This window comes from Enterococcus sp. LJL51, assembly GCF_054871795.1.
Genome location: NZ_JBTXLW010000025.1, coordinates 1 through 20,192 on the forward strand (window position 1 = coordinate 1; position 20,192 = coordinate 20,192).

Below are 20,192 nucleotides of genomic sequence, written 5' to 3' on the forward strand. Positions count from 1 at the left end.
AAAAGACACGCTGAGTATACGCATACAGAATAATTTTTAATAGCATCTTCGGGTGGTAGGCCGGTCGGCCTAATTGTTCTTCTAATTTATTAAAGAGTGTTTGCGGCATGGCTTCGACTAAGGCATTAACCGCAAAAGCGACATCCGTTTCAGGAATAAACTGTTCCAACTCTAATGGTAAAATCGTTTGATTAATGGTATAATCTTTAAACATAAAAGCACGCTCCTTTTGATTTGGTTTAGTCACTTTAATCTTACACGGTTGCGTGCTTTTTGTGTACCCTAAAATTAAAAAAGTGAGAAAATAATCAGATTTTCTTCTGACTATTGTCCCACTCCCTTTTTGTTTCTTCTAAGAAAATAGCTATTTACAAATTCAAAACATAACTATATAATTAAGTTACTTAATTAATAATATTTATTTAAGGAAAGGAGAATAGAAAAATGAGCAGTAGGCAAAATCATCCAATCAAGCTAGTGAATAAGACAGAGCTGAAAGCTTTTCTATTCTCGAAGGAATTTGCCACACAGGCCGAATTGGCTGAAGGAGCTCACATCAGCGTTGTCACTGTAAATAGTTTAGTAAAGGAACTGGTTGCAGAGGGGTGGTTTGTTTCTGGAAATCAGTTACAAAAGGATATTGGTCGTCCGTCTATCAGATATTTTTTTAATTACAACCGCTATTTCTTTTTGTTATTGTCCATCCAAGCTTTTAAAAAACGCTTAAAAGTATTGGCTAAAGTTGTAAACTTAAAAGGATTGACTATTTTTGAGAATGAGTATGATTTTTCTATAGTCGATTTAACACATTTAAGTATAATCTGCAGCAAACTGTATCAGAAATATCCAAAGATTCATTCGATTTCCATCGCGCTGCCGGGAAGAGTGCATCAAGATACTGTTACTTCAAGCTGGTATGATCAGATGAACGGCTGGAATTTCAAAAAGGAAATCAATAACTATTTGTCTTTGCCAATATTTGTTCAAAATGACGCCAACCTGGCAACTATTGGTTTTTTCATTAGAAAAAAAATTGATAGGAGCAACATCATTGTTGGCATTTATTTTCCTGAAGGAGAGGTACCAGGAATTAGTATTTTTTACAACAATCATTTATTTCTTGGGAATCAAGGGCTGGCAGGGGAAGTGAAGTATCTACCAGCACTAATTGATGAATCAGCTGCACTCTATTGGGATAAGCTGATAGAGTTAGTAGCAGTTTATAACGGTATTATTGCCCCGCATCACATAGTTGTTTTTAACGCTGAATCGTTTGTTACAGAAGAGGAGGTACTAACGGCTTTATCAAAAAATTCAGTTATTTTGAAACAGCCAAATAAGCCGAAAATTCAGCTCAGTAATCATCTTACAGAAGACATCTTCAGCGGCTTACACTGGCTTTCGTTACAGAATTCGATTTATTTTAGTAGTCTTATGAAAGAGTAAGATAGATATTATTTTAAGGAGGATGACACATGATTAAATTAGTTATTACAGATATGGATGGCACATTTTTGAATCGTCAAGGTGATTTTAATCGGCCGCTTTTTAAAGAGGTCAAGGAATTGATGAATCAGACAAATGTTGTATTTGCACCATGTACAGGTAAGCAATGTGAACGGATTGAAGAGCTTTTTGGTGTAGAAGAAGCCAAGGATTTTTGGATTTTAGGTGACAGTGCGACTCGTATTAAGCATGAAGGTGAGTATGTGTACCAATCTCTTATAAAAAATGAACTGGGTCAAAAAATTATCCAGCGTCTGGAAGAAATTAGCAGAGAACATATTATCATTGCCTGCACACCAAAAGCTGCTTATGTTCGAACAGATTTAGATGAAGCAGGGTTAAAAATGGTTAAAGGTTCTTATGCAAAGGTTATTCAAATAGATGATCTAACAGCAATCACAGATGATTTTGTGAAAATAACGATTTATGATGAAAAGCTGCGTTGTTTTAAAACTAGAGAAGAGCTAAGTCAATTCTTTGATCAAGCGTATATCGTAGCTTCCGAAGCTGCTTGGATAGATATTTCAAATATCGGCGTTCATAAAGGAACAACCGTTGCCAAGCTGCAGGAGCTGTTGAATGTTACACCAGAAGAAACTATGGTTTTCGGAGATGGCTTGAACGATGTGGAACTAATGGAGCGGGGCGCATTCAGCTTTGCCATGCGTGATGGATTTGAAGAGACAAAAGAAGCAGCAAATTATATCATCAGAACCAATGAAGAAGACAGTGTCATGCAGACAATTTTGCAAATTTTGAACTTACAAAAATAATTTAACTATACAATTTTTGCTTTACGAGGAGAGTCATTTTTCCTAAAAGACCTTTAAAATTATGCTGCTTTATCCACTGCATTGATACATTTAAAACCGGAGGAAAAACATAACAATTGGAACAGGAGCGGGAAATTTCTGCTTTTGTTTCATTTTTTTATTTGAGGCAGAAGAGTTTTCCAAAATACCTTATGAAATTGTTATGTGATTAACAGCCTCAGCCCAAAAGAGTATACGCTCTAAATTATCTAGTGTAACAAGTAGCATTTAATATATTTTCTTCATTTAGGTAAAATACGTATTTATTGTTACTAGATAAAATGGTAAGCTGTTTTTAAAGAAAAATATAAGATAAGCACGATTAATGGCTATACATCTGAACAATGAACCGAGGGAAATAGACAATGGAAATCATTAAGATGTCTCAAAATTTATCAGAACTGCCGGAGATTCATTCATATGATGCACTTGAAGTCACTGCTTTTAATATCTATAATAATCATTTTTCCAGTATTCCTGAAGCAATCTTTGCTATGAAGAATTTAACGAATCTAAATATTTCGGTCAATACAATCACTAAGCTGCCAAAAGAAATCGGAGAATTATCTCAATTAAAAATAATTGACTTTGGGCATAACAAAATGAAAGAGCTGCCACGAGATTTTTTTAAGCTTTCAAATCTAGAAGACTATGTATATTTACATGATAACCTGTTCGAAGCAGTACCCGATTGCTTTGACCAGCTGCCTAAAATTAAATATCTAAATTTAAGCGGCAATCAACTGAAACAGCTGCCTAAAAGTGTCGGCGTACTGTCTGACTTACAGGAGCTGCGGCTGATGGATAATCATTTAGACCAGCTGCCGGAGACATTGAAAGCTCTCACGAATTTACGAGAGCTTTATTTGAAAAATAATCAGCTGACTAGCTTTGTATTCCCTGAAACGCTCTGGGGTAAGCTTCGGGTATTGGATTTAGAAAAGAATAATCTAGTCCAACTGGGGCTGGATTTCAGCCAGTTATCCGGACTTCAACGTCTTAATCTCCGCAGCAATCAACTAGCCAAACTTCCTGCTGAACTTGGAAAAGCACAACAGCTAATCGAACTTGACTTACGTAGTAATCATCTAACCGAGCTACCTGAGGAAATCTTACAGCTCAAGCAGCTGCGTCGATTAGACTTGAGATGGAATCATGAACTAAAACGCCCGAGTTGGCTAAAAGAGCTGGCAGCGCAGGATTGTGTTATTTACTATTAGTGTGATGAATGAACGGTATACTTTTACATCAGATTTCGGGGAAGATGAGTCCATAAGTATATAACCCAATCTTCTAACCTCCCTGTTCCAGTACTTGGGAGTAAATTTAAACAAAGGCGAAGGAGTAAAAATGAAAGACACTTTTGAAATCAACTATCAGTTATCCATTGATGATTACTTAGCTCATCAGGAAAACATCTTTCTAAGTAATAAAAATCCTAGTGTGAGGGATTCCGTCCAACGTTGGATTCGTCTTTCCTTTATTTTGATTGTCTTAGTGTATCCAGCAATTGTTTGGCTGCTTACACATTCAGTCGTTTTAACACTGGTTATGTTAATAGCTGCAGCTGTATTGTTTTTCTTTCTACAAAAGAATGCTGCAAAGTCCTATTGGTATTGTTACAAGGGGAAAGCACGGAAAGATTTGCTGCAAACCTATTTCAATAATAATGAAGCTCAGAAAATTCCGATGACTGCTTATTTTCAAGAAGATACATTAACAATCATCAGTGAAACAGCTAGTAAAAAGATTAATAGAAAGGATATCGATAATCTGAAAATATCTCCAGTAAGTATTTTTTTCTATACAACAAAACACGAAGCTTCCTATATTCTTTTAGAAGGAATTGAAAATAAAGAACAAGTGCTTAACTGGTTTAGAGAAAAAGAAGTCTAAGCAAATTTTGTCAGTTGTTTACAAGTCTTCTTTATGAGTACAGGAACTGCAAGTCTTTATGCGTCATTCACCAAACATCTGGAATAATCTGATAAATCGGAGGAAGTCGTAAAATGAAGCATTTTAGAAGAAATAAAAGAGAAAAACTTCTTGAAAATCCTTGGTATGCAGTTTATCGAGATGATATTCATACAGAGACTGGACATCATTTTCCAGAATATTATGTTATCGATGTGCACCAGCCAGTGGCTGCTGCTGTAATTGTCAATAAGAAAAATGAGCTTCTATTCGTAGAGCCTTTCCGCTATCCTATTGATCGAATTAGCTTAGAAATTCCTGCAGGCTCCGCTGATTCAGGTGAAAGCCTACAGGAAGCAGCTGTTCGTGAATGTTTGGAAGAAACAGGGTACGAAGTACAGATTGAAGGAACAGGGTATGATTATTTCCCCTCTAATGGTATTTCCAACCAACGTTTTGTTATTTTTTTTGGAAGGGTTATAGATGAAGCTCCGCAAAAAGCCTATGATCAGGCAGAAATAGCTGCAGTACGCTGGCTATCAATAGAGACAGTTAAAGAAAAAATTGCTAACAACGAAATCAAGGATGGGTTAACATTAACTGCCTTGCTCCTTTTTTTATCTATGTAATTCTTTAAAAGACTTTGTGTATAAAGCGGCAGCCATGTTTTTCTGATCCAATCAGAGCGGGGACAATGATTTCAAATTCGTCTATAAATTATTTATCTAATGATTCTATTTATTAGGAGATGTTCATGTGAAACTAATTCCGTATTAGCAAAACCGTTCAATCGATAAACAGTTAAATGACTATCATTTACCTAAAGACCAGATTTTGTTCTCAGGCTTGCCAAGAACAGCAATAGACGCTGCCAAGGGAGATGTCAACCGTTTTCCCGTAATTCTAATCGACAAGGAAAAAGCTACAACTTTTTTTATTCTTTAAAAAGGGGAGAAAGCAGCAGCATATTCTGATAATCCTCAGGCCATGCTGTTGCGCAGTTTTTCAACAGACTGGCAATATCAGGGACAAGGCTATGCCAAAAAGGCGCTTCTGTTATTGGATAAGTATATCAAAGTCCATTTTCCCAAGATTGACGAGATTGTCTTAGCTGTGAATAGTGTGAACTTAGCAGCAATTTGCTTATATTCTGCATGCGGCTATAAAGAGACTAAAAAGAGAATCCAGACAGAGTATGGTCAACTCTGGATTCTATCCAAATCAGTCGCTTAATACATCTGGTTTACTTAAAAATAACAACAATCATCTAAAAAAGGAGTTGGAGAGGATGAACAAACCGAAACGGTTAAAAAAAGGAGACAAAATAGCCATTGTTAGTCTGTCTAGCGGGCTATTGGGTGAAGAAAGCACCAGTCATAACGTAAGTATAGGAAAAGAACGGTTGGAAAGCTTAGGGCTTATACCTGTTTTTATGCCTAATGCTTTGAAAGGAATTGATTATCTTAAAAATCATCCGGAAGCTAGAGCTGAAGACTTAAAAGCAGCTTTTTTAGATCCAGCAATTAAAGGAATTATTTGTGCGATTGGCGGTGACGACACGTACCGGTTGCTTCCATTTTTAATGGAGGATGAAGCGTTTATCCAAACTGTCAAAGATCAGCCTAAAATCTTTACAGGTTTCTCTGATACAACCATTAATCATTTAATGTTTTATCAATTGGGATTGACTACTTATTATGGTCTAGCCTTTATAACTGATTTAGCAGATATTGCCGTTGATATGCTGCCCTATACCAAAAAATATTTTCTAAATTTTTTGGATTCCCAGTCTGAGATACAGGAGATTAGTTCCAGCGATATCTGGTATGAGGAACGAACGGATTTCTCCCGGGAAGCAATCGGTCAGGATCGTGTTGCCCACACTGAAACAAAAGGCTTTGAACTGCTTCAAGGCAGCTCAGTTTTTGAAGGCCCGCTGCTAGGAGGCTGTATAGAGAGCCTTTCCGATATTCTAACAGCAAACCGCTATCCTGACGAACAGAAAATCTGTGAGCACTATCGACTATTTCCAACTTTAGAAAAATGGCGGGGAAGTATTTTGTTTATTGAAACAAGTGAGGAACAGCCAACTCCTAAGGTTTTCAGAGAAATTCTTCAGCTATTAAAAGAAAAAAGAATCTTCGAAGTGGTTAACGGTATAATCGTGGGTAAACCTCAGGATGAAAAATATTATGAGGAGTATAAAGAGGAATTACTTCAAGTGATTGATAATAAAAACCTCCCGATACTCTATAATATTAACTTTGGTCACGCTACCCCACGATGCGTTCTGCCCTACGGCGTTGTTTGTGAAGTGAATGCCGATGAAAGCATTTTACGTTTTAAGGAATCAATGTTCTCTGGCTAACAGTTATAGCTACTATGTGTTTTACATAGTTAAACCAGTTTTCAGAATTTGACTGAAGGCTGGTTTCTTTTTTGCTTGACTCTCTTCCTACATCAGAGTATAGACTTAACTCATCAAATTAAAGGAAGGGATGAAGTAGGATGAAAGTTGTTTTGGAGGAGTTTGTGCCCCAAGGAGGGCATCATTGTATTACTAATGCAGTTAAGCAGGTTTTTGCTTATTACGGACATCCAATGACAGAAGCGATGATTTTTGGGTTAGGAGAAGGACTGGATTTTACCTATGTAAATTTAGCTCACGCACCATTAGTTTCTGGACGTTCAAAAACGATTGATTTTGAGAAAATTTTAGCAAAGAACCTGGGAATCGACGTACAAATCAAGAAAAGCAGGATTGCTGAGAAAGCTGAAGCCGCTGCAAAAAAAGAGTTATCCTCAGGGCACCCATTACTGATTTATGTGGATATGGCTTATCTTAACTATCTACAAATGGAGGATGCAGGTCATTTCGGCGGGCATAGCATTGTACTTTTCGGATACGATGATGAAAATGAACTTTTTTATGTCAGCGACCGAGATCAAACCAGCCAGCCGATTCATACCCCGAAAGGATTAATGGGTAGTGATTATCACTTAGTTGGTTTTGAGGAAATAAAGTGTGCCAGAAGCAGCAGGCATCGGCCATTTCCGGCCAATAATCAGGCAGTAAGCTTTGACTTAAGTAATTTCAAAGGAGTAACTGAACACATGCTGATTCAGGCAATTAGCAACACTTGCGAGAGGATGCTCTTTCCAGAAGCAAAATTAAAAGGAATATCCGGGATTGAAAAATTTTCTAGAGAAATCAAACGTTGGAGCAAATTTGATTCGCAAAAACTTCAATTAGCTGCGGTCACTAATTATTTCCAAATTAATCACCGGGGAGGGACAGGCGGGGGGGTTTTCAGAAAGCTTTTCGGCACATTTCTAATTGAAAGCAGCAACTTGCTGAGGCAGCCGATTTTAGCAGAAATAGGAAATGCTTTTGTTGAACTGGCGCAGCAATGGGACAGGTTGGCTGATAGTTTATGGGTACTTTCTGAAAATGGCAATGTTTCAGCGCTTCTCGAACTTAGTGAAGTGATTTACAGTCTGTATCAAAAAGAGCTTATGTTGTTAAACAGACTAAAAAAAGAAATTGAACTGTTCAACAAAAATATGTAAAATAACAAAAACCTTTAATTATTAGTCTAGACTGAGTAATTTGAAGGTTTTTGTTGTATATGCAACAAAAATATTGTATTATCAAGATAACGAAATAAAAGAAAGCAGGCTGACTATGATTGATGTATTGAGAGATATCGGTTTGATTTATCGATCACTGGATGCAATAGCCAATGTAGAATTTAGAGAGTTTAACTTAACCAGAGGGCAGTATCTTTATCTAGTTAGAATTGTTGAAAATCCTGGTATTATTCAGGACAGGCTGGCTGATTTGATTAAAGTAGACCGGACGACTGTTGCCAGAGCGGTATCAAAGTTAGAGGCTAATGCGCTGATTGAAAAGCAGCTTGATGAAAAAAACAAGAAGATAAAGAAGCTGTTTCCGACTGTAAAGGGAGAGAAAATTGCTGCAATCATTATCAAAGAAAATCAATACTCGAACCAAATTGCACTAGACGGACTAAGTGCTGCAGAGAGAATACAGTTATCCCAGCTTTTAGAAAAAGTGAAGAAAAATGTGGCAAACGATTGGGAACAATTAAAACAAGGACAAAAACGAAACTATTTATAAAGGAGCTAAAAAATGAACCAGCTAAGAAAATGTACTTCAGAGGATTTAGAATTACTGCAGAAAATCAGTATCGAAACCTATTCGGATACCTTTGGAGCTTACAATACAGGGGAAAATATGGCAGTTTACTTAAAGGAAGCTTATAACCGTGAAAAGCTTGCAAAAGAACTGGTGAATCCTTTGTCTCAGTTCTATTTTATTTATGAGGATACGCAGTTAGCAGGCTATATGAAACTGAACAGCGGTGATGCTCAAACGGAGCCAATTGACAAAAATGCTCTAGAAGTGGAACGGATCTATATTCGAGCTGCTTTTAAACGAAAAGGGCTCGGCAAGAAACTGATTGAAACGGCTGTTAAAACAGCAAACGCTCAAAAGAAAACCAGCATTTGGCTAGGTGTTTGGGAGAAAAACGATGCTGCTAAAGTCTTCTATGAAAAAATGGGGTTTCTGGAATACGGCTCCCACGACTTTTATATGGGAGATGACAAGCAGACAGATTTGATTCTGCTTAAACAGTTAGCATCGTAAAAATTTAACGGAAGGGAGCCGTTATGGGTACATGGGTAATCAGAAATATTTCAGCAGCTCCTGAATTAATCAATGACGCAGCTGATTGGTTCCATGAGAAATGGGGGATTCCTGCTGCTATCTATAGGGAAAGTATGCAAGCCAGTCTAATAGAGGAAAGGGCTGTCCCTCAATGGTATGTTGTGGTGGCTAACAAGAAAATCATTGCCGGCTTAGGTGTGATAGAGAATGATTTTCATGAGCGAAAAGATTTAACTCCTAATATTTGTGCAGTCTTCGTAGAGAAAGACTATCGGGGATTGAGTATTGCTGGAGAATTACTTGACTTTACTTGTAAGGATATGAAGAAAAAAGGGATTGATTTTCTTTATCTTATTACAGACCATACTACTTTTTATGAAAAATATCATTGGGAATTTCTATGTCTAGTGAAAGAGCAGGGCGGGGCTGGACTAACAAGGATGTATTATCATAAAGAATAAACTGGTTCTGGTTTTCCGCCTAATAAAAACAGCTTAGAGAGGACAACGAGAACAGTGCCTTTCTAAGTCGTTTTTTTCTACTACATGTGTTTTCTGAATGATGGATACCTTTTGTTTACTCTATTTTCTAAACTACTAGCCGTTTAATTTTAAATATCTAATTTTCTACTTGCCATCCATTTAATCATGGCAGGATCTGCATGAGAGAAGAATTGGCTTTCACCCGCATCCAGTGCAGCAATTGCTTGCTTATCTTCATCTGTTAATGAAAAGTCAAAGACATCAAGATTCTCTGCCATCCGTTCTGGTTTTACAGATTTTGCCAATACCACAATATCCTGTTCTATCAGCCAGCGGATAATTACCTGAGCAACAGATTTATGATACTTTTGACCGATTCCAACAAGCACTTCATTCTTGAAGATATCATTTTTTCCTTCTGCAAAGGGAGCCCACGCTTCTGGAAGAATATTTTCTTCTCTCAATGCTTGAATATTTCTAGTCTGTTGATGAAAAGGATTGATTTCAAGCTGATTAATCTGAGGAGTAACCTCATTAAATTCGGCCAAGTCAACTGCCCGGTCTACTGCAAAATTAGAGATGCCGATTGAGCGCACCTTGTTTTCTGCCAGAAGCTCTTCCATAGCACGCCACGCACCATAAACATCGTTATACGGCTGGTGAAGCAGTAATAAATCAATGTATTCAAGTTTTAAGCGGTCAAGGGACTGTTGGAAAGAGGTTTTAACTCCTTCATACGATACATTTTCTACCCAAATTTTTGTTGTGACAAACAATTCTTCTCTAGGAATACCAGATTTAGCTAGTCCGCGACCAACTGCTTCTTCATTCATATATGATTGAGCAGTATCAATATGACGATAACCTGCCTGTAGCGCTGCTAAGACAGCTGCTTCTGCCTCCTGAAAATCAGTAATTTGATAGGTTCCAAAACCAAGAACAGGGATTTCTACACCGTTATTCATCTTTATTGCTTTCATTATTCTTCCTCCATGTCTGTTTTCTTTTTGAAATGCTTCATCTTCCATAATTCCTCGATTTCATCATCTGATAAATTTCCAGTTCGAAACTTGGCAATATGGTCGTCGTAGGTTTCAATTTTATATTGAAGCAGTTCTCTGACTTTCGTCATTTCTGTAATTTTCTCATCCAGCTCATTGAGCTGTTCTTTGAGAATATCTTTTTGTGCCAGCCGTTCATCTCCCTCTAGTTGAGAAAGAGACGCAAATTCTATCAAAGATTCTATTGACAATCCCGCATTGCGCAGACTTTTTGCTAGAAATATCCAGTTTAAATCACGTTTGGTAAAGACTCGATAGCCATTTTTATCTCTTTTTACGGGTGGTATGACTCCTACACGTTCATAATAGCGAATAGCCTCAACTGTTAAATCAAACATCTCTGCCGCTTGTTTAATGTTCATTTCCTTTGTCCCTCCTAAAATTTCAGCTGCCTTGTACAGAATAGAACTGACCATTATTTCTATTTAATTAGAAGCTGTTATAAAAAGCCGGTCGTTTTATAATCCGGAAAAATCATGATTGATTATTTCCAACAGCTCGAAGGTATCATTTTCAAAAGCAAACTTCAAAATACAACAGTTGCCAATCCGTCCTTGTTGGTCAACTTGGCTGGTATGCTGCCAGTTTCTCATAAACTGACGACAGGATGCACCATGAGAAACAGCTAAAATAGTCTTACCGGTCTCTTCCTGCATAACTTTTAATAAGGTATCAGATACTCTTTTTTTAAATTGTTGTTCTTCTTCTCCGCCATATGCAGTAAAGAAATTGCCATAGGGGAGAGGCGGGTTTAAATATTCATGCTCCGCTTCCATTGCGCCAAAATTCCATTCCTTCAATCCTTTCAACCGCGTATATTGTTGATGAGTGATAAGCTCTAATGTATCACAAGCCCGTTCAGAAGTTGATGCATAAGCTCCGTCGAACGTGATATTTCTCTCAGAAAAATAACTGCCAGCAATTACTGCCTGCTGTTTGCCTTTTTCCGTCAAAGGAGAGTCGCACCAGCCCTGTATCTTTTTCTGTTGATTAAACAAGGTCTCTCCGTGGCGCATCAAATATAGATGTTTGGTCATTAGTTTCACCCTTTCACTATTTTTCCTTATCCACTACTAAATTTTTATAACTCTATCATAAACCCTGAAGTCCACTTCAAGGCAAGAAAAACATTAATTTTTTTGATTATTATAGTTTTTAATGAAAGTGTCAAAGAAGAGAAACTTCTTTATAATAAAATTCATTAGACGCTTTCTAACATAAAATCTTGATGGTAGACTAAAATAACAGAGAGAAAAGATGTAGAGATAGTTCGATAGCAAATTACAGTAAAAAGCATGGGGAGGAAATAGCTAATGAGTAAAAATATTTTAGTATTGGGCGGAACCCGTTTTTTTGGAAAACATTTGGTACAACAGCTGCTATCCAGTGGAGAAAATGTCACCTTAGCCACCAGGGGCGTTACTAAGGATTCTTTTGGCAATCAGGTTAAACGAATTGTGTTTGACCGGACAAGCAAGGAAAGTATTCAAAAAACATTGAGCGACTCAGCATTTGATGTTGTTTATGATAATATTGCGTATACTTCTGTTGATGTAGATAATCTATTGTCATCCATTCATTGTCATAGATATATTGTTACTTCATCGACAGCTGTTTATCCAGTACTCCATCTGAATACAGTGGAAGAAGACTTTGATAGTTCAGATCAGCCTTATAGATTAGTTAACAGAGACGAAACTGATTATGCAGAAGGTAAACGTTCCCTAGAGCGTATTCTCACGCAGAAATATGCTTCCGTTGATGCAGTGATTGTCCGTTTTCCTTACGTCGTCGGATTAGATGACTATACAAAACGACTGCGGTTTTATATTCAACATACCCTTAATCAGCAACCTGTACACTGTGATAACTTTGAGAACCAAATGAGCTTCGTCAGCTCAGAAGAAGCTGGAGCATTTTTAGCTTTTTTAAGTACTTGTTCATTTACAGGTGCAATAAATGGTGCCTCTAAAGGAACAGTTTCGGTAAAAAATGTTTCTGACTATATTAGCACTCAGACAGGCAAAGGCATTTTATTAAATCCCTTTGCAACTGCCGCTCCTTACAATGGCACACCTGAATATAGTATAAATACAGAAAAAGCTCATACTCTTGGTTTTGACTTTTCTGATATTCATCATTGGCTGTTTCAGCTAATTGATGCTGAAATAAAGCCGCATTAAAAAGAAGAGATTGTGAATAAATACATCTTGTTTATTGCAGCACGAAAAGTCCATACCGTTCAAATTCTTTTTTTGATTAAGGTATAGACTTTTTTAATTGTTGCTGAGATAATAAATTTATGTGAATCCTTAGAAGGTACAAGGTAGAAATCTATTTTCTGTTCAACCTTTTACTGGGTTTACCTATTAAATTGTTAGGAGTGTTGAATGTGGAGAAAAATTCATTGAGGGTTGAGATTTTCGTTTAGCCATACGAAAATTCAGGATCCTATAAAAAGTACAGTATTTGGCTAAAACCAAGAAGAAAGAAGCAGGTGAAGTTATGATGACAATCAAACGATTGAACAAATCCATAATAGAAAAGCCAAAACAACTTACTAGGAGGAATTTTTTTGACGCAAACCATTTATGTAAAGGAAAAATTAGACACAAATGAACAAACAGCTATTGAGGCACTAAGAGTATCCCTGGAGAAAAAAGGAATCGCACATAAGCTGGACTTAGATTATCTAGCAGAAAACAAGCATACAAAACATTTACTGTTTTGGACTGATAAGCAGTTGACAGCCTATGGTGTTTTGACTTCATATGATCCTGAAGAGCTGGAAGTCACGATTATGCTGGAAAAATCACAACCAGTATTTGAACAAATTATTGACTCTCTTTATTCATATATAGAGGATAAACCGATGAATCAATTTGTGGTTATTCTTGACCACAAGCATCAAATTATGCAGGACTACCTTGCGGCAGCAGACTGCACCTATGATTTCTCCGAATTCTATATGACCCTATCCTTTGAAAAATTCAATCAGGTTGATGTTACAAGAGTCCCTCTTGTAAGCGGAGAAACAGCTGACGCAAAAGAACTAGGACGTTTTTTAAACGATGGAGAAGACTTTGAACTAGCTCGTGAAGATTTAGAGCGATTTCTACTCTATAAAAAAGACGATACAATTCTTTCAAGCTTACGGATTGATGAATCAGATAACGTTTTTGGGATTTACGGCTTCGTCGTAAAAGAACAGTTACGGGGGCAAGGGATTGGCCGAAAAGTTTTAACGACTGCACTTCAAGATATCATGAATAATGAACCAAAAAAGGTTTATCTGGAAGTTGAAACAGAGAATGCTAATGCTGTCCATTTGTATCAGGCACTGGGCTTTGAAGAGCAGATACAGTTTGATTACTACACATTTTCAAAAAGTAAATAGTCGAAGCATTCTTAAGTAACAATCAAATCAGCTGCAGACTTAACAAGTATAAAAACTAAAACAGCTAGAAGAGGCTGAATCAAAAAAGTTCAGCTTCAAGAAATAAGCCGGAAGTCACGAAAATTGTTTCACGATTTTTGATGACTTCCGGCTTATTGTCGAAAAAAATATTTTTATCTTGCCTGCTATTTAGAATTAGAGTAAAAAAGTTCCGACCGGCTTTTTTTATACGCTATTTCTATTAGCAGCTTTGAAAAAAACATAGTGGGGGATTGTATGAAAATTGTAATATCTGGTAGTGTTTCTCAGCAGAAAGACTATGCTTTCTGGATAAAAAAATTTAAACAACATAACTATACAGTGCTGGACTATCCAAAACCATGTGAAGATTTGCAGCAAGAATATCCGGAATTATTTAAACATTTTTTTCAAAGCATTGAAGCAACTGATGTTTTATTTTTGCTGAATAAGAAAAAGAATGGAGTAGAGGGCTATATTGGCGCTGCTGGTTTTTCTGAGTTAGCTTATGCTGTAGCTCAAAAATTGCTCCATAATAAAACAATCCGTATTATTTTATTTCAAAAACCGGCAAAAGATGTCCACTGTTTCAGCGAGATTGAGTTATGGCTGAGTAACCAATGGATTGAACTTTACTCAGAGACTCAGATACTAGTAGATGAGTAGCTGCATACTATAAAATAAAAAAACTATGTGACTATTAGAAAGAAGTGGTGATTGTGAATAGAATCAAACTTATCTTTCCAGAAATGGCGTTTCAGCAGCAATTAGAAGACTTCAGAGCAGCTTTTATCAAGTCCAATGATACAATGAATGGTTCAAATGGTCTTAGGAATGCTGAAACGATTGAAGAATGGATTGAGACATTAGTACAGCTGAAAGAGGGAGCCCACGATACATTAGTGCCCTCAGATACTTTTTTGGCTGTTCGAAAGCAAGATAACCAGCTGATTGGCATGATTGATGTTCGTCATTACCTTAACGACTATTTAAAAAAATATGGTGGTCATATTGGCTACTGCATTTTTCCGGAAGAACGAAAAAAGGGCTATGGAAAAGAAATGCTGGCGTTAATCCTGGACTACTGTAGAACTAAAAGCTATGAAGAGCTGCTGATTATTTGTGAAGAAAGCAATCTCGGATCAATTGCAGTCATTAAAGCAAATGGAGGGAAGCTGAAGGAGAAATATACTGATCCGGATGATGGCTCTGAGAATCTACGTTTTTTTATCTCGCTGAAATGAAAAGTCCAGCAGAAACTAATTCATTATTATCCACGTAACGGTAGATAGACTAAAAAGCTTAAGCTGTGAACTAACTAATAATCATAGCTTAAGCTTTTTTTATTGACAAACAGTCTATTTTTAGTTAGTATACTAACTAAAAATAGAGAGAGGAACAGTAAAGATGAATACTGGCTATTTATTAATGAACGTCTCTAAGCAGCTTCGCTATGAATTGAATTTGTCGCTTGCTTCTATTGGTATCACTGTCCAACAGTGGGCAGTCATTCAGCAAGTTGGTCAGCTTTCCTCCAACAATAATTCAGCTACTGCGGTTAAATTAACTAAAAATCTGGATATGGATAAGCCGACAATTTCAGGAATTATTAACCGGCTAATCAAAAAAGGTATTATTCTTAGACAAGCCAATCCATCCGACAGTAGATCCTATTTATTGCTATTAACTAAAGATGGACGTGGGTATTTAGAAAAAGGAGAAGAAATAAGCAATCGACTGCTAACTGACTATCTGAGCAAGTTGTCTTTAGTAGAGCAGGATCAGCTAAATAAGATTCTCACAAAGCTTAATAAGGCGGACACTATATCCTCAGAAAAAGGAGTACAATGATGGAACATATATTAGTAGTAGGCGGCACAGGCAACATAGGATTTCCGCTAGTAGAGACATTGTCCATGCATGAAAATATTGCTGTAACAGCAGGTGTTCACAATGTTGAAAAAGCAAAAAAAATGCTAGGGGTCTTTGAAAATATAACGATTTGTCCCTTTGACTTTTTAGATTCAGCTACTTTTCCAAAAGCATTCGAGCAGGTAAGTAAGGTATTTTTTGTCCGCCCGCCTCAACTATCAAAGCCCAAGGAAGACATGCTGCCGTTTCTTCAGTTTGCCAAGCAGCAAAACATCAGCCAAATTGTTTTTGTATCATTAATAGGAGTTGAAAAAAATCCAGTCACACCTCATCATAAAATCGAAAAAATGATTCGTGAACTAGAGCTGCCATTTACTTTTATTCGACCAAGCTTTTTCATGCAGAATTTGAACACGACTCATAGAGAAGATATTCAAAAGCATCACGATTTGTTTATCCCAGCAGGACATGCTAAAACAAGTTTCATTGATACTCGAGATATAGGTGAAATTGCTGCTATTAGTCTAATGGATCATAGCTATATAAATCAGACATTAGATATTACCGGTCCGGAAGCATTGACCTATGATGAGATTTCTCAGAAAATGACTCGCATTCTGGAGATGCCTATCACGTATAGTAAACCCGGGCTTTTAAAGTTTCGACGCACAATGCTCAAACGGGGCATTCCTAAAGATTATGCAAATGTGATGGTGATGCTTTATCTCATTACACAGCTTGGAAATGCTAAAGCTGTAACAACGACAGCAGAGAAAGTCTTGAACAAACCTCCAAGGACAATAGAGAGATACATTCAAGACTACAAGAAATATTTTATTCGATAGGTTATCAACAAATTATCTAGTATTCCATTTTTTGAAGTTTAAGATACAGCTGCAGAAGGATAATCAATGTCAACGCAGTCAATAAAGAGGAGATGTAAGGAAGCTCATTGATTGGTGAATTCCAAATAAAATGCAAAATTATTGGAAAGAAAAAATAGAAGTAGCTAGAACGGCTGCGCAATTGCTTAGAAAGAACGCCGGCCGCTCCCAAAGTAAAAAGTCCGGTATAAGACCAATGGGAACTGATAGAGCCTGTGATTCGATTCACTGCCTCTGGAATAACCTGAGAAAAATCAGCTGCAGCTTTTTCAGTGATGTAGGAAACATCCTCCATAATCTGAAATCCTAGACCAACAGCAATTCCAATGAGCAACGCGCTTTTAATATCTTTCTTGCCTACCAATAACCATAACATAACTGCACAAAGACCTTTTATTCCTTCTTCAATGATTGGAGCAGTCAATGCGTCTAGCCAGGAGCTAAGTGTTTCAGTTGAGCTGAATAGCTGATTTAATCCATTTCCCAAAAACTCATTACCATACGCAGCTGGCTGTCCGGTAACAAAAGCACCTATCAACAGGCAAATCAGAAAATAGAAAACTGACAGATTCCACCTGACTGAAAGAAATAGTGCAGAGACAGTAATCGGGATGACGTAGGATAACAATAAACAAAATGACAAGAATAACACTAAATATTGATTATTTGATATACTTAATTCCGAAATACCTGTAAGCTCATAGTCTACTCCTTGAGCAAACAAAAAAAATAAAAGAAACCAGCTAATCCATGCTGCTTTTTGATATTTTTCCATGATTTATTCCTCCTAGCCAGTCTTGTTATCCCTAGTATAGCACGAGCGATTGCTTTCTATCTAAATGGACAATCTTAAATTGAAAATACATCAAAAGGAAGGAAAATCACTCTTTTTAAGGCATTTCTATGAGTTAAGAAAGGTTCAATATATTGAGCTAGCAGGGCATTGGAAAGCTGATATAAGTGAAAACTAAATTAAAACACTATAAATCAATTGCTGTATAATCAAAACCTGTTTCTTTTACAAATGTTAAAACAGCACAGGTATCTAAAAATATAGTTTTTGTATTCATATTTGGATGAAAGCTCATTCTTTTTTCAGAAAGAATAGCCTGATCAAAGAAGACTTGAATGTTTTTTTGTTTATTATTGAGTAAACCAAATATGGAAACCGAGCCGGGAGACAGCTGCATTTGCTCCATTAAGCTTTCTGAAGAAGCCATTTTAATACGAGTTTCTCCAACCATTTCTTTGAATTTATTCATATCTACACGCTTTGAATCATCCATAATCAGTAAATAATACGCGGTTTTTTTCTTATTTGTTAAAAACATGGATTTTGTTCGAACACCTGGAATCCCAACAATGTAGCTATCTGCTTCCTCTGTTGTAAAAACAGGCGGGTGTTCAACAATTTCAAAGGCAATATTCATATCCTTTAATACTGATGCAACTTTTCGATATTGATCCATAAGCTGGCGCCTCCTAATATAATCGATAATTAATTATATCAGAAATAGGCTTTCCGCCAACAACTGTTTCAAATAACAAAAAAAGCTATTTCTATACTTGATTATAAATCAAAATAGAGTGCTCCACTTAATATCTTTTCGCGAGTTTTTTTGTCGTCTATTGCAATAAGATTGTCGTTATTTGTCATTCTTTTTCAAATGTGTTTTCTTTATACTTTAGTCAATCAAGTTGGATTGGAGAGAAGAAGAATGAAAAGAAAAGTAGTATTGATTACTGGAGCCAGTAGTGGGATTGGCTATAAAACAGCTGAATTATTAGCTCAAAAAGGCTACAAAGTATATGGGGCAGCTAGAAGGATAGAAAAGATAGAGCCTTTACGTTCTTTAGGGGTGGAAGCAGTTTTTTTAGATATCACAAATGAAGAGTCAATGACTAATGCAATTTTCCAGATTATAAGTAAGGAAAACAGAATTGATATCTTAATCAATAATGCTGGATATGGTTCCTATGGTGCAATTGAAGATGTTTCTATTCAAGAAGCTAAAAATCAGTTTGAAGTAAATCTATTTGGTTTAGCTCGGCTTACTCAACTAGTGCTGCCGCACATGAGAAAACAGCACTTTGGCAGAATTATCAATGTTTCTTCAATGGGCGGTCGATTGACCACATACTTTGGTGCATGGTATCACGCTACAAAATATGCTCTTGAAGCTTTTAGTGATGCTTTAAGGCTAGAAGTGAAACCATTTGGTATTGATGTATCGATTATCGAACCTGGGGGAATTAAAACGGACTGGGGGATAATCGCAGCAAACAAGCTGAAGGAGTCTTCCCGAGGAGGAGTCTATGAAGAAGTTGCTTTTAAAGTTGCTGAAGGGATGAAAAAACAGTATTCTTCCAACTTATTTTCTGACCCAATGATTATCGCAAAAACTGTTGGCAAGGCGATAAGTAAGCGCAAGCCCAAAACACGATATCTGATAGGCTTTGGAGCTAAACCTTTGGTTTTTTTCAAAACAATTCTACCTGATCGATTATTTGATATAATTGTTAAAAATGTAAGTTAACGTTTTAAGAAAGGATTCCTGATTATGAAATTGATAATTTCCAAACAATTTCAAGAATTTATCCGCGGACTGGATTTACCTTTGGATGATTTATTGAAGCGTGCAAGTATTCCCAATTTACTTTGGAAAGAGCAGCTAGAGTTGTCTTCAACTGATTATTACAAGCTGCTCCAAGAATTTGATCGAATAGTAACAGATTCCCAGCTTTTGGCTTTTAGCCAAATCGAATCGATTCATACTTTTTTACCTCCTTTTTATGCAGCATTATCTTCTAAAAATGGGAGAGAAGCAATTCAGCGTTTTGCTGCGTATAAAAGACTAGTTGGTCCTGTTAAGGTAGAAATACAGCAATCTGTTCAACAACAAGTAATTCGTTTTTCTTATCTCGAGGAAAACAACGTATTGCCTAGGTTCGCATTACTAAATGAGCAGCTGCTGTTAATTAGCTTATTAAGGACTGGAACAAAAGATCCAACGATTATGCCAACTGAGATAAAAGGACCTTACAGGTATGGCGAATCACTCAATTTTATGACTGGTTCAAATGTTCGATTGAGTAAAAAAAATGAATTGTGTTTTTCTCAAAAAGATTTGGAAAAACCATTTTACACTCAAAATAACACTATGCTTGATTTTTTAGAACCTGAACTTAAGAGAAGGATGGAAGAGCTTTCGACAGTTGATTCCTTTTCAGATTACGTTCAAAAAGAGTTGTTCTCGGCAATACCCAGCGGACAGTTTACCTTGGAAAATATCAGCAATACTTTAGGGCTGAGTCCACGCAGCCTCCAAAGAAAATTAAAGGCTGAGCAAACCACATTCAATACCCAATTGAAAATAGCTCAAGAGCATTTAGCAACTCATTATTTGAAAAAAACTTCTTTGCCAACGATAGATATTGCTTATTTAGTAGGCTACACAGAAATCAGTTCCTTTGCTAGAGCTTTTAAAAATTGGACAGGAAAAACAATTGCTGAAGTAAAGAATAGCTCTGACAGTTAATTTGTGGAATTAGC

Annotated in this window: 25 protein-coding genes; 19 read left to right on the forward strand and 6 right to left on the reverse strand. The window is 36.6% G+C overall.

Translation table 11 applies throughout. The features are described from left to right. A partial coding sequence (locus ACYSNQ_RS16655) for a transposase (protein WP_461731384.1) occupies positions 1-214 on the reverse strand: 214 nt, incomplete at its 3' end. A 230-nt stretch (positions 215-444) separates the two neighbouring features. On the opposite strand from ACYSNQ_RS16655, the gene ACYSNQ_RS16660 reads away from it, so the two are divergent. The 11 genes from ACYSNQ_RS16660 (at position 445) to ACYSNQ_RS16710 (ending at position 9,386) form a co-directional block, all read left to right on the forward strand. Then, positions 445-1,446 (forward strand): ROK family protein, encoded by a 1,002-nt coding sequence (locus tag ACYSNQ_RS16660; RefSeq protein WP_426084719.1) that lies wholly within the window; start codon positions 445-447, stop codon positions 1,444-1,446. Positions 1,447-1,475: 29 nt separating this feature from the next. Then, a complete protein-coding gene (locus ACYSNQ_RS16665) occupies positions 1,476-2,279 on the forward strand; it encodes an HAD family hydrolase (RefSeq protein ID WP_426084720.1) in 804 nt (267 codons plus the stop codon). A 404-nt stretch (positions 2,280-2,683) separates the two neighbouring features. Continuing rightward, positions 2,684-3,538: a leucine-rich repeat domain-containing protein gene (locus ACYSNQ_RS16670; protein ID WP_426084721.1), complete on the forward strand. Its 855-nt coding sequence runs from the start codon at positions 2,684-2,686 to the stop codon at positions 3,536-3,538. 130 nt (positions 3,539-3,668) lie between these two features. Beyond that, positions 3,669-4,214, forward strand: a complete 546-nt coding sequence (locus ACYSNQ_RS16675; RefSeq protein ID WP_426084722.1) for a hypothetical protein — start codon at positions 3,669-3,671, stop codon at positions 4,212-4,214. A 113-nt stretch (positions 4,215-4,327) separates the two neighbouring features. Further along, positions 4,328-4,861 (forward strand): NUDIX hydrolase, encoded by a 534-nt coding sequence (locus ACYSNQ_RS16680; RefSeq protein WP_426084723.1) that lies wholly within the window; start codon positions 4,328-4,330, stop codon positions 4,859-4,861. A 364-nt stretch (positions 4,862-5,225) separates the two neighbouring features. Then, positions 5,226-5,465, forward strand: coding sequence for a GNAT family N-acetyltransferase (locus ACYSNQ_RS16685; RefSeq protein ID WP_426084724.1), 240 nt, complete (start codon positions 5,226-5,228; stop codon positions 5,463-5,465). A gap of 55 nt (positions 5,466-5,520) precedes the next feature. After that, the gene (locus ACYSNQ_RS16690) at positions 5,521-6,600 is read left to right on the forward strand and encodes a S66 family peptidase (protein ID WP_426084725.1); all 1,080 of its coding nucleotides are present in this window, start codon (positions 5,521-5,523) and stop codon (positions 6,598-6,600) included. A 140-nt stretch (positions 6,601-6,740) separates the two neighbouring features. Beyond that, positions 6,741-7,802 carry a BtrH N-terminal domain-containing protein gene (locus tag ACYSNQ_RS16695; protein ID WP_426084726.1) on the forward strand — a complete coding sequence of 354 codons (1,062 nt, stop codon included), beginning with the start codon at positions 6,741-6,743 and terminating at the stop codon, positions 7,800-7,802. Positions 7,803-7,917: 115 nt separating this feature from the next. Then, complete coding sequence (locus tag ACYSNQ_RS16700; RefSeq protein ID WP_426084727.1) at positions 7,918-8,373, forward strand: MarR family winged helix-turn-helix transcriptional regulator; 456 nt, start codon at positions 7,918-7,920, stop codon at positions 8,371-8,373. Positions 8,374-8,385: 12 nt separating this feature from the next. Next, positions 8,386-8,904 (forward strand): GNAT family N-acetyltransferase, encoded by a 519-nt coding sequence (locus ACYSNQ_RS16705; protein WP_426084728.1) that lies wholly within the window; start codon positions 8,386-8,388, stop codon positions 8,902-8,904. Between the two features lie 23 nt (positions 8,905-8,927). Next, the gene (locus tag ACYSNQ_RS16710) at positions 8,928-9,386 is read left to right on the forward strand and encodes a GNAT family N-acetyltransferase (protein ID WP_426084729.1); all 459 of its coding nucleotides are present in this window, start codon (positions 8,928-8,930) and stop codon (positions 9,384-9,386) included. Between the two features lie 149 nt (positions 9,387-9,535). On the opposite strand, the gene ACYSNQ_RS16715 is transcribed toward ACYSNQ_RS16710, so the two are convergent. The 3 genes from ACYSNQ_RS16715 to ACYSNQ_RS16725 all read right to left on the reverse strand — a co-directional run bounded on the left by ACYSNQ_RS16715 (position 9,536) and on the right by ACYSNQ_RS16725 (position 11,505). Next, positions 9,536-10,387 carry an aldo/keto reductase gene (locus ACYSNQ_RS16715; protein ID WP_426084730.1) on the reverse strand — a complete coding sequence of 284 codons (852 nt, stop codon included), beginning with the start codon at positions 10,385-10,387 and terminating at the stop codon, positions 9,536-9,538. Continuing rightward, positions 10,387-10,830, reverse strand: coding sequence for a MerR family transcriptional regulator (locus ACYSNQ_RS16720; RefSeq protein ID WP_426084731.1), 444 nt, complete (start codon positions 10,828-10,830; stop codon positions 10,387-10,389). The genes ACYSNQ_RS16715 and ACYSNQ_RS16720 overlap by 1 nt, the downstream gene beginning before the upstream one ends. A gap of 96 nt (positions 10,831-10,926) precedes the next feature. Further along, positions 10,927-11,505, reverse strand: coding sequence for a histidine phosphatase family protein (locus tag ACYSNQ_RS16725; protein WP_426084732.1), 579 nt, complete (start codon positions 11,503-11,505; stop codon positions 10,927-10,929). Between the two features lie 276 nt (positions 11,506-11,781). Here ACYSNQ_RS16725 and ACYSNQ_RS16730 point away from each other — a divergent pair, with 276 nt between their 5' ends. From ACYSNQ_RS16730 to ACYSNQ_RS16755, 6 genes are all read left to right on the forward strand, one after another. Further along, positions 11,782-12,651, forward strand: a complete 870-nt coding sequence (locus ACYSNQ_RS16730; RefSeq protein WP_426084733.1) for an NAD-dependent epimerase/dehydratase family protein — start codon at positions 11,782-11,784, stop codon at positions 12,649-12,651. Between the two features lie 392 nt (positions 12,652-13,043). Beyond that, positions 13,044-13,865, forward strand: coding sequence for a GNAT family N-acetyltransferase (locus ACYSNQ_RS16735; protein WP_426084734.1), 822 nt, complete (start codon positions 13,044-13,046; stop codon positions 13,863-13,865). A 276-nt stretch (positions 13,866-14,141) separates the two neighbouring features. Beyond that, positions 14,142-14,549, forward strand: a complete 408-nt coding sequence (locus ACYSNQ_RS16740; protein ID WP_426084735.1) for a hypothetical protein — start codon at positions 14,142-14,144, stop codon at positions 14,547-14,549. 53 nt (positions 14,550-14,602) lie between these two features. Further along, entirely contained in the window at positions 14,603-15,127 is a 525-nt protein-coding gene (locus ACYSNQ_RS16745; protein WP_426084736.1) for a GNAT family N-acetyltransferase, read from the forward strand. A 163-nt stretch (positions 15,128-15,290) separates the two neighbouring features. Continuing rightward, positions 15,291-15,734, forward strand: a complete 444-nt coding sequence (locus ACYSNQ_RS16750; protein WP_426084737.1) for a MarR family winged helix-turn-helix transcriptional regulator — start codon at positions 15,291-15,293, stop codon at positions 15,732-15,734. Beyond that, positions 15,734-16,600 (forward strand): SDR family oxidoreductase, encoded by an 867-nt coding sequence (locus ACYSNQ_RS16755; RefSeq protein ID WP_426084738.1) that lies wholly within the window; start codon positions 15,734-15,736, stop codon positions 16,598-16,600. The genes ACYSNQ_RS16750 and ACYSNQ_RS16755 overlap by 1 nt, the downstream gene beginning before the upstream one ends. A gap of 16 nt (positions 16,601-16,616) precedes the next feature. On the opposite strand, the gene ACYSNQ_RS16760 is transcribed toward ACYSNQ_RS16755, so the two are convergent. Both ACYSNQ_RS16760 and ACYSNQ_RS16765 read right to left on the reverse strand, forming a co-directional pair. Further along, the gene (locus ACYSNQ_RS16760) at positions 16,617-17,414 is read right to left on the reverse strand and encodes a PrsW family glutamic-type intramembrane protease (RefSeq protein ID WP_426084739.1); all 798 of its coding nucleotides are present in this window, start codon (positions 17,412-17,414) and stop codon (positions 16,617-16,619) included. 205 nt (positions 17,415-17,619) lie between these two features. After that, positions 17,620-18,108 (reverse strand): prolyl-tRNA synthetase associated domain-containing protein, encoded by a 489-nt coding sequence (locus tag ACYSNQ_RS16765; RefSeq protein WP_426084740.1) that lies wholly within the window; start codon positions 18,106-18,108, stop codon positions 17,620-17,622. Between the two features lie 249 nt (positions 18,109-18,357). Here ACYSNQ_RS16765 and ACYSNQ_RS16770 point away from each other — a divergent pair, with 249 nt between their 5' ends. Both ACYSNQ_RS16770 and ACYSNQ_RS16775 read left to right on the forward strand, forming a co-directional pair. Beyond that, positions 18,358-19,176: an oxidoreductase gene (locus ACYSNQ_RS16770; RefSeq protein ID WP_426084741.1), complete on the forward strand. Its 819-nt coding sequence runs from the start codon at positions 18,358-18,360 to the stop codon at positions 19,174-19,176. 24 nt (positions 19,177-19,200) lie between these two features. After that, positions 19,201-20,178 (forward strand): helix-turn-helix transcriptional regulator, encoded by a 978-nt coding sequence (locus tag ACYSNQ_RS16775; protein ID WP_426084742.1) that lies wholly within the window; start codon positions 19,201-19,203, stop codon positions 20,176-20,178. Positions 20,179-20,192: the final 14 nt, after the last annotated feature.